19 protein-coding genes are annotated in these 16138 nt (G+C 28.6%); 13 read left to right on the top strand and 6 right to left on the bottom strand.

Going from position 1 to position 16138, the window contains the following annotated elements:
* The first annotated feature begins 34 nt into the window (after nucleotides 1-34).
* The 13 genes from atpE to J5A73_RS06765 all read left to right on the top strand — a co-directional run bounded on the left by atpE (nucleotide 35) and on the right by J5A73_RS06765 (nucleotide 11622).
* The gene (gene atpE, locus J5A73_RS06825) at nucleotides 35-280 is read left to right on the top strand and encodes an ATP synthase F0 subunit C (RefSeq protein ID WP_211614290.1); all 246 of its coding nucleotides are present in this window, start codon (nucleotides 35-37) and stop codon (nucleotides 278-280) included.
* A gap of 60 nt (nucleotides 281-340) precedes the next feature.
* Nucleotides 341-1486 carry a hypothetical protein gene (locus J5A73_RS06820; protein ID WP_211614288.1) on the top strand — a complete coding sequence of 382 codons (1146 nt, stop codon included), beginning with the start codon at nucleotides 341-343 and terminating at the stop codon, nucleotides 1484-1486.
* A gap of 26 nt (nucleotides 1487-1512) precedes the next feature.
* Nucleotides 1513-2004 (top strand): F0F1 ATP synthase subunit B, encoded by a 492-nt coding sequence (atpF, locus tag J5A73_RS06815; protein ID WP_211614286.1) that lies wholly within the window; start codon nucleotides 1513-1515, stop codon nucleotides 2002-2004.
* Between the two features lies 1 nt (nucleotide 2005).
* Nucleotides 2006-2530, top strand: coding sequence for an ATP synthase F1 subunit delta (atpH, locus tag J5A73_RS06810; RefSeq protein ID WP_211614284.1), 525 nt, complete (start codon nucleotides 2006-2008; stop codon nucleotides 2528-2530).
* A 17-nt stretch (nucleotides 2531-2547) separates the two neighbouring features.
* Nucleotides 2548-4053 (top strand): F0F1 ATP synthase subunit alpha, encoded by a 1506-nt coding sequence (atpA, locus tag J5A73_RS06805; protein WP_211614282.1) that lies wholly within the window; start codon nucleotides 2548-2550, stop codon nucleotides 4051-4053.
* A gap of 14 nt (nucleotides 4054-4067) precedes the next feature.
* Nucleotides 4068-4928: an ATP synthase F1 subunit gamma gene (atpG, locus tag J5A73_RS06800; protein ID WP_211614280.1), complete on the top strand. Its 861-nt coding sequence runs from the start codon at nucleotides 4068-4070 to the stop codon at nucleotides 4926-4928.
* Between the two features lie 42 nt (nucleotides 4929-4970).
* Nucleotides 4971-6368, top strand: coding sequence for a F0F1 ATP synthase subunit beta (atpD, locus tag J5A73_RS06795; protein WP_211614272.1), 1398 nt, complete (start codon nucleotides 4971-4973; stop codon nucleotides 6366-6368).
* A 72-nt stretch (nucleotides 6369-6440) separates the two neighbouring features.
* On the top strand, nucleotides 6441-6830 hold the full coding sequence (gene atpC, locus J5A73_RS06790) for an ATP synthase F1 subunit epsilon (RefSeq protein ID WP_211614270.1): 390 nt from the start codon (nucleotides 6441-6443) through the stop codon (nucleotides 6828-6830).
* A gap of 50 nt (nucleotides 6831-6880) precedes the next feature.
* Complete coding sequence (locus J5A73_RS06785) at nucleotides 6881-7891, top strand: DUF4912 domain-containing protein (protein ID WP_211614268.1); 1011 nt, start codon at nucleotides 6881-6883, stop codon at nucleotides 7889-7891.
* A gap of 77 nt (nucleotides 7892-7968) precedes the next feature.
* The gene (locus tag J5A73_RS06780) at nucleotides 7969-8724 is read left to right on the top strand and encodes an NAD-dependent protein deacylase (protein WP_249069189.1); all 756 of its coding nucleotides are present in this window, start codon (nucleotides 7969-7971) and stop codon (nucleotides 8722-8724) included.
* Between the two features lie 69 nt (nucleotides 8725-8793).
* A complete protein-coding gene (locus tag J5A73_RS06775; protein WP_211614266.1) occupies nucleotides 8794-9846 on the top strand; it encodes a phosphomevalonate kinase in 1053 nt (350 codons plus the stop codon).
* A 97-nt stretch (nucleotides 9847-9943) separates the two neighbouring features.
* On the top strand, nucleotides 9944-10945 hold the full coding sequence (gene fni, locus J5A73_RS06770) for a type 2 isopentenyl-diphosphate Delta-isomerase (RefSeq protein WP_211614264.1): 1002 nt from the start codon (nucleotides 9944-9946) through the stop codon (nucleotides 10943-10945).
* A gap of 14 nt (nucleotides 10946-10959) precedes the next feature.
* Nucleotides 10960-11622, top strand: coding sequence for an HAD family phosphatase (locus J5A73_RS06765; protein ID WP_211614261.1), 663 nt, complete (start codon nucleotides 10960-10962; stop codon nucleotides 11620-11622).
* A 125-nt stretch (nucleotides 11623-11747) separates the two neighbouring features.
* On the opposite strand, the gene alr is transcribed toward J5A73_RS06765, so the two are convergent.
* The 6 genes from alr to recA form a co-directional block, all read right to left on the bottom strand.
* The gene (gene alr, locus J5A73_RS06760) at nucleotides 11748-12914 is read right to left on the bottom strand and encodes an alanine racemase (protein WP_211614259.1); all 1167 of its coding nucleotides are present in this window, start codon (nucleotides 12912-12914) and stop codon (nucleotides 11748-11750) included.
* Nucleotides 12914-13510, bottom strand: a complete 597-nt coding sequence (locus J5A73_RS06755; protein ID WP_211614257.1) for an XTP/dITP diphosphatase — start codon at nucleotides 13508-13510, stop codon at nucleotides 12914-12916. Before J5A73_RS06755 ends, alr begins: the two co-directional genes overlap by 1 nt.
* Nucleotides 13511-13558: 48 nt before the next feature.
* Complete coding sequence (locus J5A73_RS06750) at nucleotides 13559-14302, bottom strand: 1-acyl-sn-glycerol-3-phosphate acyltransferase (RefSeq protein ID WP_211614255.1); 744 nt, start codon at nucleotides 14300-14302, stop codon at nucleotides 13559-13561.
* Nucleotides 14303-14376: 74 nt separating this feature from the next.
* Nucleotides 14377-14640 carry a hypothetical protein gene (locus J5A73_RS10775; RefSeq protein ID WP_371813385.1) on the bottom strand — a complete coding sequence of 88 codons (264 nt, stop codon included), beginning with the start codon at nucleotides 14638-14640 and terminating at the stop codon, nucleotides 14377-14379.
* Nucleotides 14641-14747: 107 nt separating this feature from the next.
* Complete coding sequence (locus J5A73_RS10490; protein WP_249069188.1) at nucleotides 14748-14990, bottom strand: hypothetical protein; 243 nt, start codon at nucleotides 14988-14990, stop codon at nucleotides 14748-14750.
* The gene (recA, locus tag J5A73_RS06740) at nucleotides 14990-16114 is read right to left on the bottom strand and encodes a recombinase RecA (RefSeq protein WP_211614253.1); all 1125 of its coding nucleotides are present in this window, start codon (nucleotides 16112-16114) and stop codon (nucleotides 14990-14992) included. Before recA ends, J5A73_RS10490 begins: the two co-directional genes overlap by 1 nt.
* Nucleotides 16115-16138: the final 24 nt, after the last annotated feature.

Below are 16138 nucleotides of genomic sequence, written 5' to 3'. Positions count from 1 at the left end.
AACAAAAAAATTAAAAAAATAGGAGGATTTTAAAATGGCAGCAACACCAGAAATCATTAATGCAGCAGCATTATTAGGAGCAGGAATAGCAGCAATAGGAGGAGTTGGAGCAGGACTTGGACAAGGAATTGCAACAGGATATGCGGTAGAAGCTATTTCAAGACAACCTGAAGCAAAACAAGACATTATGCAAACACTAATTACAGGATTGGCAATTACTGAGTCATCAGCAATTTATGCATTGGTAATCGCATTCTTATTGATTTTCTTGAAAGGATAGTTCTTATATTTTTAAAGAAAGGTTGTGATTGTCATAAATTTAAAAAAAATAGCAATAGGATTGTATTTAATCACATTTTTTAATGTATCTTTTGGAGCGGTAAATAATAAACCGAAAAAGGCCGATACTACTAAGACAAAAACTGCAACCCCAATTTCCAAAAAAGTTGATAATAAGTCTAAAGCAATAGATAATAAAAAAATAACAAAAAAAGTAGAAACTGTAAAAACTCCACCTAAAAATCAAAAAAAAACTGACAATAAAATTACAAAGCCAGTGCCAAAAGATTTAAATGGAACTAAAACTCCAGTTAAACCAGTTAAAACTTTAGATAAAAAGAATGTGGATAAAAAAAATCCAGAAAATAAAAAAATAAAAAAGACATCTGTAAAAAAAAATAATTTGCCAAATTCAAATAATGATGAAAATTTGAATGAAGTTGATAAGAAAATAAGAAAAGCTAAAGATTCGATTGAAAAAGGGATTTATACCGAAAAAGAAAATCCAAAACTTTTAAACGATTCACAAAAAAAAGATGAAAGAGTTGACAGAGTGAAATTAGACAAAATAACAAAGGTAAATTCTGAGAAGGTTTTGTCTTTTACAAAGAATTCAGAAGAAATTTTGGCTGGTGGAACAATGGTGTCGACTGATAATTATAAAATATTGTTTACTGGAATTAATGAAACTAATTCAGATGGAAGCGGTGAAATTACAAAGTCCACTAAGTTAAATACAAGTTTTATTTTGGGATTTCAAGTAAAAAAAACTGAAATTGAATTGGAGAGTGTAAAAGTTTATTTAGTTACATCAGAAAGAAATGAAAAACTTTTGATTTCTTCAAAAGTTCCAGAAAAGAGAGAAAAAAGAGAAAAAAATAAACCTTTTGTGGAAGAATGGGTAACTGAAGTTGGGAAAGTTTCTAAAATAAAAGGATTTGGAAGTGAAAAAGAAAGTAATTTAATAAGTTGGAGCGGAGAATCGAGTAATATAGGTTCAGTTAATTTGAAAAATGTGTTAAAAGATACAAAAGTTGATTTGGAAAAAGTAAAAGTTACCAAATTAAAAGATTTGTTTGCTTTAAGTGACAAAAAGTATCGTTATTTATTTAAATTTGTGATAAAAGCAAAAGGAAAAGAAGAGGAAGTTATTTTTCAACCTGGTATTTTAAATGTAAAATTGACGGGTGGTAAAAATATAAAATAAAAATAACTAGAAAATAAGGAGAAAAAATGGATGGATCAAAATTAGTAAACATTGATTTTACAATGGCTATTCAAATAATAAATTTTTTAGTATTAGTCTATTTTTTCACACGGGCATTTTCAAAAAAAATTGGAAAAATTTTGGAAGATAGAAAGAAAATAGCATTATCTGAAATGGAAATCGTCGAAAATGAGAAGGAAAAATTGGAAGAGAAAAAGAAAAATGTTGAAAAACTTAAAAAAGAATCAAAACGACGAGCTAATGACATTTTGATAAAAGCTGAAAGACAAGCTGATGAAAGAAAAGATCAAATTATAAATTTGGCTATGAATAACCGTGAAAGAATGATGATGAAAGCGGAAGCTGATATTGAAAAAATGCGACAAAAAGCTAAATTTGAGTTGCAAAAGGAAGTCGGAGAAATGGCTGTGGATCTTGCGGAAAAAATTATTAAAGAAAATATTGATAAAGATCAAGATAAGACAATTGATAAATTTATTGATGGATTAGGAGATTAATATGGAAGATGAAATCGCAAAAACATATGCACAAGCCATTTATGATGTAGCAAAATCTTCTAATAAAATTGATGAAATTCGAGAAGTTCTTAATATTTTGATGGAAAAATATTCGGAAGAAGAGCAATTTAGAAGAATTTTGGAAAATCCGATGATTAAAATTTCTGAAAAAGAAGAGTTTTTACAAAAATCTTTTAGTTTTGCTAGTGCAGAGTCAATTAAAGTGATAAAGTATATTGTCAAAAAAGATAGATTATCTTCAGTAGCGAAAATAAAAGCTAAATTTTTGGAAATTTATTATAAAGAAAATGATAAACTCCCTGTAACAGCTATATTTGCAAAAAAATTATCAAATGATCAAGAAAAAAGATTAACAGAAAAATTGGAAAAAAAATATAACAAAAAAGTTGTATTGAATTTAGTTGTTGATAAAAGTATAATTGGTGGAGGAATCATAAAAGTAAATGATGAAATAATTGATGGTTCAATAAAAAATCAAATAAGCGATATGAAAAAAGTTTTTTAGAAATGGAGGTGCTTTTTTTGAAGATTAAACCAGAAGAGGTAAGTAAAATAATTCGTAGCGAAATAGAAAATTACAAAAATAAAATTGATATTTCCAACACTGGAACAGTTCTTGAAGTTGGAGATGGAATCGCTAGAATTTATGGATTAAGTGATGCTATGTCTGGAGAACTATTAGAATTTGAAAATGGTGCAACCGGAATGGCGTTAAATTTGGAAGAAAGTAATATCGGAGCGGTTATTTTTGGTGAAACAGTCGGAATAAAAGAAGGAAGCCTTGTAAAAGGGACAGGAAAAGTTGCACAAGTACCAGCTGGAGAAGAATTACTTGGAAGAGTTGTAGATGCGCTTGGAAATCCAATTGATGGAAAAGGTGAAATAAAAGCTAGTAAATATATGCCAATTGAAAGACAAGCTTCTGGAATCATTGCAAGAAAACCTGTAAGTGAGCCGTTACAAACTGGAATAAAAGCAATTGATGGAATGTTTCCAATAGGAAAAGGACAAAGAGAACTTATAATTGGAGATAGACAAACTGGAAAAACTGCAATAGCAATTGACGCAATAATAAATCAAAAAGAAAATGATACAATTTGTGTTTATGTTGCAATTGGTCAAAAAAGATCAACAGTTGCACAAATTTATAGAAAATTAGAAGAAACAGGAGCACTTGATTATACGATAATTGTAGCAGCAACAGCATCGGAATCTGCACCGCTTCAGTATTTAGCACCATATGCGGGAGTCGCAATGGGAGAATACTTTATGGATAATGGAAAGAGTGTTTTGATAATTTATGATGATTTATCTAAACATGCTGTAGCTTATCGTGAAATGTCATTGCTTCTTAAAAGACCGCCAGGAAGGGAAGCATTCCCTGGAGATGTATTCTATTTACACTCAAGACTTCTTGAAAGAGCTGCAAAATTAAGTGACAAATTGGGTGGTGGATCAATTACAGCATTACCAATTATTGAAACGAAAGCAGGAGATATTTCGGCATATATCCCAACAAATGTAATTTCGATTACAGATGGACAAATTTTCTTGGAAACTGATTTGTTTAATTCAGGATTTAGACCAGCGATAAATGCGGGAGTTTCTGTGTCAAGGGTAGGTGGATCAGCTCAAATTAAAGCAATGAAACAAGTTGCTTCAAAAGTAAAATTGGAACTTGCACAATATAATGAGTTACTTGCATTTACGCAATTTGGTTCAGATTTGGATAAAGCGACAAGAGATCAGTTAAATCGTGGTTCTAAAATTATGGAAGTGTTAAAGCAAGGTCAATATAGTCCTTATAAAGTTGAAGAACAAGTAATTTCATTTTACTGTGTAACAAACGGATTTTTTGACGATGTACCAACAGAAAAAGTTCGTCAATTTGAAAAGGAATTGATTGATGAAATTTCAAATAAAACAATTATTTTGAAACAAATTTTGGAGAAAAAACAGATAGATGATGAAATCAAAAATTCTTTAAATGATTTTATTAAAGAGTTTAAAGAAGATTATGTCTGGTAAGTAGGTGAAAAAATATGGCTGCAAATATGAAAGAAATAAAAGAAAGAATTGACAGCGTAAAAAATACAAGTCAAATCACAAATGCTATGAATATTGTTTCTTCTACAAAATTTAAAAAGTTTCAAATATTGACGCTAAAATCTCGTAGTTATGCACAGGCACTAGATATAGCGTTTGATAACTTAGTTGCGGGATTAAAAGGTAATAAATTTGTAATATTTGACGGAAAAACTCAAGTTAAAAAAGTTGGAATTATTGTGATGACTTCAGATAGAGGACTTTGCGGAAGTTTTAATTCAAATACGCATAGAAAACTTGAAGAAATGAGAAAAAAATTTCAAAAAGAAAATAAAGAAATTTCTGTAATTACAATTGGAAAAAAGGCAAAAGATTATTGTAAAACTAGAAATATAGATGTCGACAGTGAATATACACAAATGATACCTGAAACAATGTTTGAAAAAGCGAAAAAAATAAGTGAAGATGTTGTACAATTTTATTTGGATGACTACTATGATGAAGTTTATTTGATTTATTCAAAATTTGTGTCAGCGGTAGAATATAATATTCAAACTGAGAAATTGCTTCCAATTGAAAAAAAGGAAGGACTTCCAACAAAAGAATATATGTTTGATCCATCGGAAGATGAAGTGTTAAACGTTTTTATTCCACAAGTTTTAAATATAAAATTGTATCAAGCGCTTTTGGAAAATTCAGCAAGTGAACATTCAGCTAGAATGTCAGCGATGAAACAAGCCAATGACAATGCTGCAGATATGATAAAAAAATTGGAAGTGCAGTACAACAGAGAGCGTCAAGGACTTATAACACAAGAATTAACCGAAATAATTGGAGGTTCATCAGGAGTACAGTAAAAGTTAAATTTACATAAAGAGAAAGGAGAGCGACATTAATCAATGAATAAAGGTAAATTAGTTCAAGTAATTGGACCGGTTATAGATGTAAGATTTGAGAACGAATTGCCAGATATTTATAACGCTTTGGAAATTCACACAAAAAGCGGTAAACTGGTTGCGGAAGTTCATTCACACAATGGAAACAATGTAGTAAGAGCGGTAGCGATGTCTGGGACTGACGGATTAAGACGAGGACTAGAAGTAATTGACACAGGAAAACCTATTCAAGTACCAGTTGGTAGAGATACTTTGGGAAGAATATTCAATGTTTTGGGAGAAACAGTTGATGATGGAGAACCACTTGACAATGAAAGTGTTTTAAAAGAGTCAATTCATAAAGAAGCACCATCATTTGAAGAACAAGGAACAGATACAGAAATCTTAGAAACTGGAATAAAAGTTGTAGATTTATTGGCACCTTATTTAAAAGGTGGAAAAATTGGACTTTTTGGAGGTGCAGGAGTAGGAAAAACTGTACTTATTCAAGAGTTAATTAATAATATTGCAAAAGGACACGGAGGACTTTCTGTTTTTGCAGGAGTAGGAGAACGTACAAGAGAAGGAAGAGATTTATATAATGAAATGACTGAAAGTGGAGTTATAGATAAAACTGCCTTAGTGTATGGACAAATGAATGAACCGCCTGGTGCAAGACTTAGAGTAGGTTTGACAGCACTTACAATGGCTGAATATTTTAGAGATAAAGAAGGACAAAATGTACTTTTATTTATCGACAATATTTTCAGATTTACTCAAGCTGGAGCAGAAGTTTCGGCACTACTTGGAAGAATGCCATCAGCAGTTGGTTATCAGCCAAATTTGGCAACTGAAATGGGAGCACTACAAGAAAGAATCACTTCAACAAATGCTGGTTCAATTACATCTGTTCAAGCAGTTTATGTTCCAGCGGATGATTTGACTGACCCGGCACCAGCGACAACATTTGCGCATTTGGATGCAACTACAGTACTTTCAAGACAAATTGCTTCACTTGGAATTTATCCAGCAGTTGACCCACTTGATTCAACATCAAGAATTTTGGAACCAGAAATTGTTGGAAATGAACATTATAAAGTTGCAAGAGATACTCAAAAAGTTTTGCAAAGATATAAAGAATTGCAAGATATAATTGCTATTTTGGGTATGGATGAATTGGATGAAGAGGATAAACTTATCGTAAACCGTGCAAGAAAAATTCAAAGATTTTTCTCACAACCATTTTCAGTAGCAGAACAGTTTACTGGAATGAAAGGAAAATATGTACCTTTGCGTGAAACAATCCGTGGATTTAAAGAAATTTTGGATGGACTTCACGATGATTTGCCAGAACAGGCGTTCTTATATGTGGGAACTATTGACGAAGCAGTTGCAAAAGCAAGAGAATTAATGGCAGAATAGAATGAAAATAGGAGTGTTTAATTTGCTCCTTTTTCATATTTATAAAATTTTTTAGTTGTTAAAGGAGGGAAGATGGCTACAGAATTTATTTTAAAAGCAGTAACTCCAGAAGGTCTTGTGTTTGAAAAACCTGTTACTTTTGTGAAACTTAGAACAGAAAACGGAGATATTGGGATTCTTGCCAAACATATAAATTTTATTTCCCCAATCGGTGCCGGAGAAATGGTAGTTAGAGAGAATGATAAAGAAGAGGTCACATATTATTTGGAAGGCGGATTTTTGGAAGTAAGACAAGATAAAGTCGTAATTTTAGGAGAAACTTTGGTTGAATCGACAAAAGCTGAAGCTGTCAAAAGAGCGAGAATTGCGGCAATTGAAATTGCAAAGAAACACAAAATTCAAGAAGAACGGGATATTTTAGGAACTAAAAAAAGACTTCAAAGTAATTTGACAAGAAAGTAATTTTAATGTAAAATATAGGTATAAAAAAATTTATGGGAGGCGGTGTTATCATGATGCAAAAAAATTATAGGACAAAAAGGACACATTATAGAAATTATGTAAACAAAAAATTTACAATGAATAAAAAAATGGAAAAAGAATTGAAAAAAATATCAAGATTCGTTCCAATGGAAGTAATTGAACGAATGATGATAGTAAAATTTTTAAAAAATATTTTTGAAATAAAAAGAAGTAAAGTTTTTTATAGAAATTTTATAAATAAAAAATTAATAGGAAATTTAGGTCAAAAATATAGAAAAATTTTTAGAGAAATATCTTTTAATTATGAAGGTATGACAGTGGAACAGTTAAAGAGAAGACACATTGAAACAGAAATAAATCAGTCAAAATTTGCGATAGGAACAGAATTTGATGGAAATTCTAATCATGAAGATATTTATTTTGATAAATCACCACTTCCATATTCATACTTTGTAGATGAAATAGTTCTTATGCCTAAAAATCCAACAACATTGTTTGTTTATTGGGAAATTAGAGAAGAAACATTTACAAGATTGTCTAATGACAATGGAGTAATTGATAATGTAATTATTAAATTGTTTAAAAATGGACAAGAATATAGAAAAATAGTAAGACATGAAAGAATAGGTTCACATTATATTACTGATATTGATGTAAATGAACATTATGAAGTTTCAATCGGATATGAAGATGTTTATGGAAACTTTTCTGAAGTAGCACATTCAGTTGAAGCAATTTCACCAAATGATAAAATATCTGATAATTTAGATTTGTTATGGGGAACTGTAAAAGAAGATGAAAATACAAATCAACTTATAAAATATATAAATGTTCCTGTAATGACACCAGAAAACAAAGAGTTCTTGGAACTTTCTGGAGAATTTGAAGGTGAAACAGGAGATGAATTTGTTTATGAAATAATAAGAAGATTAAGAAAAGTTGGTTCATCTGAAATTTTAGTCGAAGAAGAAGCATTAAAAGGAAGAACATTGAAATCAAAACCAGATAGGCTTGATATGAGTGGATCTAGAAGTAGTTAATGAGCAATTAATTTTGAGAGAATAAAGTGTTCTCTCATTTTTTTTATCAGTTAATTGTGAAATTGTGGATAAAGGAGATGAAATCAGAAAATATGAAAAATTTAGAAAAAATAAACGAATTAAAAAAAATAATAGAAGAAAGTAAAAAAATTGTGTTTTTTGGAGGAGCTGGAGTTTCCACAGAGTCTGGAATTCCTGATTTTAGAAGTGCAAATGGAATTTATAATCAAAAGTTAAATAGACATTTTTCACCTGAAGAGCTGATTTCACACACGATGTATTTAAAATATCCAGAAGATTTTTATGATTTTTATAAAAAAAATTTAATTTATAAAGAAGCTAAACCCAATTTTGCACACTTTTATTTGGCTAAACTGGAAAAAGAAGGAAAATTGAGTGCTGTTGTAACTCAAAATATTGACTGTCTGCACGAGATGGCTGGAAGTAAAAATGTTTTGAAAGTGCATGGAACAATTGATAGAAATATTTGCACAAAATGTGGTAAAGTTTATAATTTAGATGAGTTTTTGAGTTTTTGCGAAAAGGAAAAAATTCCACATTGTCCCAAATGTGGTGGAGTTATAAAGCCAGATGTGACTCTTTATGAAGAAAGTCTAAATATGGAAATTTTTTCAGAAGCGATAAGACAGATTTCAAATGCGGATACTTTAATTATCGGCGGAACATCTTTAATTGTTCATCCAGCGGCTTCATTGATTCAATATTTTAATGGAAAAAATCTCGTTTTAATCAACAAAAGTTCAACTGACAAAGATTATTTAGCAAATTTAGTCATTCACGATAAAATTGGAGAAGTTTTTAAAAAATTATAATTGACAAAATATATTAAAATGGTAAAATATTATAAATAATTTAAATTTTTTGGAAAGTGAAAATTTTAGATGGAAGATAGAAATAATAATGGAAATAGAGATAAAAATAAAAAAATAAATATAAAAACTTGTGGAAAACTTTATATTGTTGGAGAATATGCCGTATTAAACTGTGGAAATAGTGCGATTATAAAAAATGTTGATATTTTCATGAATGCACAAATAAATTTTTCTAAAAATTCAGAATATCATATATTTTCAGATATGTTTGATTATTTAGTTACACTTAAATACGATAAAAACTATTCGTTAATTCAAAATGCGATAAAAAATGTAAATGATTTTTTGATTTTAAATAAAATTGATCCAGAACCAATTGATTTAAAAATAACTGGAAAAATGGAGAAAAATGGGAAAAAATATGGAATTGGATCAAGTGGAAGTGTTGTAATTTTGGTAATAAAAGCTATGTTTGAGTTATATTATAAAAAATTAAATAATAAATTTTTCTCAAAAGAAATAATTTTTAAATTGGCAGCTTATACATTGTTAAAATTGGGAGATAATGGCTCAATGGGAGATTTAGCCTGCATTTCTTATGAAAATATGGTATTTTACACATCTTTTGACAGGGAAAAAATAAAAGAATTTATTGAAAAAAAAGATTTAAAAGAAGTTTTGGAGATGGACTGGGGATATAGAATTGAAGAGATAAAATGTGGAATTGAATGCGATTTTTTAGTTGGCTGGACGAAAAAGCCGTCAATTTCTAGTGAAATGATTAAAATTGTGAAATCTTCAATAGATAAAAAATTTTTAAGTGAAGTTCAAGATATTGTAAATAATTTGAGAGAAGCTATTATTAACGGAGAAAAAGAAAAAATAAAAAAATTAATTGAAAATAATGGAAATATTTTGAAAAAATTAAATGAAAATATTTATAGTTTAGAATTGATAAAACTTGTCCAAGCTACACAAGGACTTGATATATGTGCTAAAAGTAGCGGTTCTGGCGGTGGCGACTGTGGAATTGCGATTTCTTTTGATGAAAATGACAGTAAAGAATTGATTAAGAGATGGGAAAAATTGGAAATTGAGACAATATTTTCTGGAAAATTATAAAAAATGGATAAATTAAATAAATTAAAATTTAAAAAAAATTAAAATAAAAAATTTAAAAATTTAAATATTAAATAAAAGAAAGGAAAAAATTTATTGTATGAAAAGAAAAGATGATCACATTAAGTTTGCTCTGCGATATAAAAGTGATTATAATAGCTTTGATGATGTTCAGTTGGAGCACAGTTCACTGCCAAAATATAATTTGGATGAAATTGATTTATCGACAAATTTTGCGGGACATAATTTTAAGTTTCCGTTTTTTATCAATGCGATGACAGGTGGAAGTGAAGCTGGAAAAAATATAAACGAAAAATTGGCTAAAATTGCAAATGAATGTGAAATTTTGCTTGTAACTGGTTCATACAGCGCAGCGTTAAAAAATAAAGATGATGATTCTTTCAAAATTGTGCGAAAAAATAATGAAAATTTATTACTTGCAACAAATATTGGAGTTGACAAAAATTTCACAAGTGGACAAAAAGCGATAAAAGATTTAAATCCAATATTTTTACAAATTCATATAAATCTTATGCAAGAGCTTATAATGCCTGAAGGAAGCCGAAATTTTAACGAGTGGGAAAATAATTTAAGAGATTTTGTAAAAAATATAAAAGTTCCGTTGGTTCTAAAAGAAGTTGGCTTTGGTATGGACAGAAAAACTATTGAAAAAGCAATAGAGTTGGGAATAAAAACAGTGGATATAAGTGGTCGTGGCGGCACAAACTTTGCTTATATCGAAAATATGCGCCGTAAAAATCATTTTAAATATTTGAATGACTGGGGAAAGACGACGGTTCAAGCACTTTTGGATGCAAAAAAATTTGATGGAAAAGTTGAAATTGTTGCAAGTGGCGGAGTGCGAAATCCACTTGATGTAATAAAATGCCTTGTATTAGGAGCGAGTGGCGTTGGAATTTCAGGGACAATTTTAAAATTTTTGAGCGAATATTCTACAGATGAAATTATAGAAATTTTGAATAGCTGGAAACATGAGTGTAAAATGATAATGTGCGCTTTAAATGCAAAAAATTTAAATGAATTAAAAAATGTAAAATATTATTTGTATGGAAAAACATTAGATTATTATAAAAATTTATGAAAAGGAGCTGATTTATGAAAAAAAAATTAGTTGTGTATGACTTTGACAAGACAATTTATGATGGAGAAACTGGAGTTAATTTTTCGGTATTTTATTTAAAAAAATATCCACTAAAATCTATTTTATTTTTGATTACTTATTCCAGATATCTATTTTTGTATCTTTTTAAAATTGTAAATTTGACAAAAATAAAAGAAAAATATTTTAAATTTTTAGAATCTCACACAAAAAAAGAAATTCAAGATTTGATTGATGAATTTTGGGAAACGAAAAAAAATAAAATTTATCCTTGGGTAAAAGAAGAGTTACAAAAAAATAGAAAAGAAGCTGATTTTGTTATTGTGACTTCAGCAAGTCCATTGTTTTTAATTGAAAAGTTCTTACTTTCACAAGGATATGACATTGTTTTTGGAACAAGATTTGTGGGTGACAATCAAAAAAAATTTGTTGCTCAAATTAATGGGAAAAATAATAAAGGTGACGAAAAAGTAAAAAAATTAAACAGATGGGCAAAGCAAAATAATTATGAAATTGAAATAGTGAAATTTTATTCTGATAGCCTTGCTGACAAGCCTTTGTATGAGATTGCAAAACGAAAATTTTGGATAAAAAGGGGTAAAATTTTAGAAGGAATGCCAAAGAGAAAAACTTTAATTGATAAATTATTTTGGAACTAAAAAAATAAAAAACTAAAAATATAAAAAATGAAAAGATTGTTCTAATTTTAGAGCAATTTTTTTATAAAAAAGTAAAAATAATGAAAAAACAAAAATAAAAAAAAGATTAATTTATAAAATTAATCCTAATTAATTATAAAAATCTTTTTTTTATCAATTTTAAAGTTAGTTAAAACATCATCTTGTATAGTGTTTCCCCATTTCGCCATCTGTCTTAATGTTATTTTATTTTTCCAGCTTTTCTTATTTCCAACAATCAAAACTTTATCTCCAATTTTTATATCTTGAATATCAGTTAAATCAATAAAAATCATATCCATACATATTTCACCCAAAATATTTGCTTTTTTGTCATTTACAAGCACATACGCACAATTTTTTTTATTCTCAATTTGTTTTGGAAGTCCGTGTGCATAACCTATTGCGACAATTCCAACTTTTGAATCTCTTTTCAAAATTCCTTTATTTCCATACGAAACTTTTTCATCTTTTTTCACTTCACGAATATTTATAATTTTTGATTCCACTAAAATGGCATTTTCCAAACCGACATCGTAAGAAAGCGGCTCTAAACCATAAATTGCCATTCCAACACGGCAAAAATCATAGTTATACTTTTTTTCATATTTAAATAACAGCGGACTTGCTTGTAAATGTCTATATTTATATTTTATTTCGTTATCGTCAAAAATTTTTAAAATTTTTTCAAATTTTTTTACTTGCTTTTCAGTTTTGGTTTTATTTTCAGCTTCAGAAATATGTGAAAAAATCGAGATAATTTCCAATTTAAATTTTTTATCCTTCAAAAATTCAGAATTTATTTTTTTAATTTCTTTTATTATTTCAAAAACTTCATTTTCATCAAATCCAAGTCGATTCATTCCGCTATTTATTTTTATGTGAATTTTTAAACAGATATTTTTTTTAAAATTATTCAAAATATCGATATAATCGTAAAATTGTTTTTTACTAAAAATTGTTATTTCAATTCCATTTTTAATCGCTACTTCCAATTTTTTCGGTTCCACATAATTAAGTGTCATCACATTGCAATTATTTTTTTTATTTAAATTTTTAAAATTTTTTAAAATTTTATAAACTTTAACAGCTTCTTCAAGATAAGCTACTGCAAAATAATTACAGTTATTTTTTATCAAAACAGGCAAAATCTTTTCTATTTTTAGACCGTAAGCATCATCTTTTATAACACAAATCATATTTTTATTAATCGAGCGAATTTTTTCCAAATTTTTTTTTATGCTTGAGTTATTTATTTTCAAATTTACTAACATTATTTTTTACTTTCCAAAATTTTTGATTCAATTAATTTTCTAAAGGCTTTTCCTCTGTGACTCACAGATTTTTTTTCGTCAGGTGAAGCAACTCCAAAACTTTTTTTCAAATCATATGAATAAAACAGCGGATCATATCCAAATCCTCCATCTCCACAATTTTCAAATAAAATTTCTCCGTCGGCTCTTCCAGAAAAAGATTCAACTTTGCCATCTGGAAAAGCGATACTTACAACTGAGATAAAATGTGCTGTTCTTTTTTCTTTTGGCACATCTTTCAAATTTTGTAAAAGTTTTTCATTATTTTTTTTATCATTTCCATCTTCTCCCGCATATCTTGCTGAAAAAATTCCAGGATCTCCATTTAATGCGTCAACGCAAAGACCAGAGTCATCAGAAATTGTTGTAATTTTTATAAATTTAGAAATTTCAAGTGCTTTTTTTTGTGAATTTTCTTCAAAAGTAGTACCATCTTCCACTACATCTGGTATTTCTATGTCATCTAAAATTGATAAAATTTCAATATTCATTCCTTCAGTCAACTTTTCAAAATCTTTAATTTTTCCTTTATTTTTTGTAGCTAAAAATACTTTCATTATATTTTCTCCTAAAAATTGCTTTTTATGTCTGTAATTTTTTTAAATTTAAATTTTATATTTTTTCAAATTTTCTCTTATTATGTCGTTCACGATTTTGTGAATATTTTTTTGTTCTTGAATTGGCAAATTAGCAGGATCAATAGGTTTGTCAACTATTACTTTAATGTTTTTATTGCCTTTCACTTTTAAACTTTTTTTATTTTGAACTTCGTAAGTTCCACAAATTGTTATTGGCAAAATTCTAACTTTGCTATCTTTCGCAAGTTTAAAACTTCCCTTTTTAAATTCGCCAACTTCTCCATTTTCAGTTCGACTTCCTTCTGGAAAAATTACATAAGAATATCCATCTTCTACTTTTGAAATCGCATTTTTCATATCTTTCATTCCTTGACGAGCATTTTTTCTATCCAAAAAGATACAGTTTAACGCTTTCATCCAGCCACCGATTAATGGCCAAGTTTTCATTTCTTTTTTTGCAATAAAAGCAAAATCTAGTGGTAAATATCCAAGAAGAGTTGGAATATCTAAATTACTTTGATGATTTGAAATTAAAATGATAGGTTCTCCAGTTTCTTTTATTTTTTTTATTTCTTTTTCACAGTCATTTTCGTAAATAACTTTTACTTTACTGCCTGAAGCCCAAACTAAATTTTTTCCCCAATTTACTCCAACTTTACGAGCAAAATTATGAGCATCTCGACCTTTTTTAAAAAGTAGTGCCGGAGCTCTAAAAATCATTCCATATAGAAATGTTCCCACAAGTATAAAATGGTAAAATATTGTTCTCATTTTTTACTCTCCTTATTAAATTAAAAATTTTTTAGTATATTTTTTTGTTTATTATAAATTTTAACATAAATTTTTTATAAAAATGATTTATATTCTTTAATTTTTTCAAATATTTTATCAAGTGAAAATCCTTGTCTTGCCAAATATTGTATCAGTTTTTGTTCTTCTTTTAACTGTTTTAAATATTCTTCTTTTGTTAAACTAGAATTTTTGTGTGCTAATTTTTTTTCATTTTTTTTAATTAAAATTTCAAGCCTTTTATCGTCAATATTTCCTTCAGATTCTAATTTTTCGTAAGCAAGTTCGATTGTCTTTTTTTCGAGTCCCTTTTGAGACAAATTATAAGAAATTCTATTTTTTCCATATTTTTTATTTTTTATATAAGAAATTGCGTAGTCTAAATCATTTAAATATCCAAGTTCTTTTAATTTTTTTACAGCTTTTTTTACAGCTTCTTTATTTTGATATTTTTCTGATAATTTTTTATAAATTTCTTTTCTGTTCGATCTTTTAAAGAAATCAGAAAAATTCCTTTTTCCAAAGAAGCCTCATATGAAATATCATCATAGAGGCTAGAAATATCATCATTTACTTTTAATTCATATCTTTGTCTTATAAATGGACTTACATCCATTATTTCTTCTGTAGACAAGTATAGTTTATTTCTTGATATTTTTATTATAATCATTAATCTTCCGTTTCATTAGAATTATTGGAATCATTAGAATCGTTATTATTTTCTGAATTTTTTATTTCTTCAGAGTTTTCTTCTTCAGCATTAAGTCCCAATTTTTCTCTAATTTTTTCCATAACTTGAGCTTCGATTCGTGAGAATAACTCAGTGTTTTCTTTTAACATTTTTTCAACATTAATTCGACCTTGACCTAATTTCTCATCTCCATAAGCAAACCAAGAACCACTTTTTGAGATAACTCCAAAATCAATTCCAGCGTCCAGTATTTCTCCAATTTTTGAAATTCCTTGTCCATACATCACATTAAATCTAGCTTCTTTAAATGGCGGTGCAACTTTATTTTTAGTAACTTTGACTAAAACTTCATTTCCAACCATTTCATCCCCTTGTTTTACTGAACCAACTCTTTTTACCTCCATTCTCACTGTTGAAAAGAATTTTAGTGCACGACCTCCTGAAGTAGTTGTCTGAACTCCTGGAACAAAAGAAAATCCACCAATTTTTTCTCTTATCTGATTGATAAAAATCATAACCGTATCAGATTTTGCAATACTTCCTGTCAATTTTCTAAGCGCTTTTGACATAAGTCTAGCTTGAAGTCCCATTTGCTGGTCTCCCATTTCGCCTTCAATTTCCGCTTTTGGAACAAGTGCTGCAACTGAATCCACTACGACTACATCCATTGCTCCACTTCTTACAAGCATATCAGCAATTTCAAGAGCTTGTTCTCCTGTATCAGGTTGAGAAATCAAAAGTTCGTCAATATTTACTCCAAGTGCTTTTGCATAAACTGGGTCAAGTGCATGTTCAGCATCAATAAATCCTACAACTCCGCCTTCTTTTTGAGCTTCTGCAATGATATGCAGTGCAAGAGTCGTTTTTCCAGAAGATTCAGCTCCATAAATTTCAACGATTCTTCCTCTTGGAACACCACCTACGCCAAGTGCTATATCTAAGTTTATGCTTCCTGTAGAAATGGTTTTTATATTCAGTTTTTGATTTTCCCCAAGTTTCATAATAGCACCGTCACCAAAGTCTTTGTGTATTTGCTTTAGTGCTAGATCTAACATTTTCTCTTTATTTTCTTTGTTTTTTTCGTCAATTTTTTTCTTTGCCATATAACCTCTCCTTTATTTTTTATT

Origin of the sequence: Leptotrichia sp. oral taxon 218 (genome assembly GCF_018128225.1) — a bacterium.
Taxonomy (GTDB): domain Bacteria; phylum Fusobacteriota; class Fusobacteriia; order Fusobacteriales; family Leptotrichiaceae; genus Leptotrichia.
This window is presented reverse-complemented; position numbering and strand designations above follow the sequence as displayed.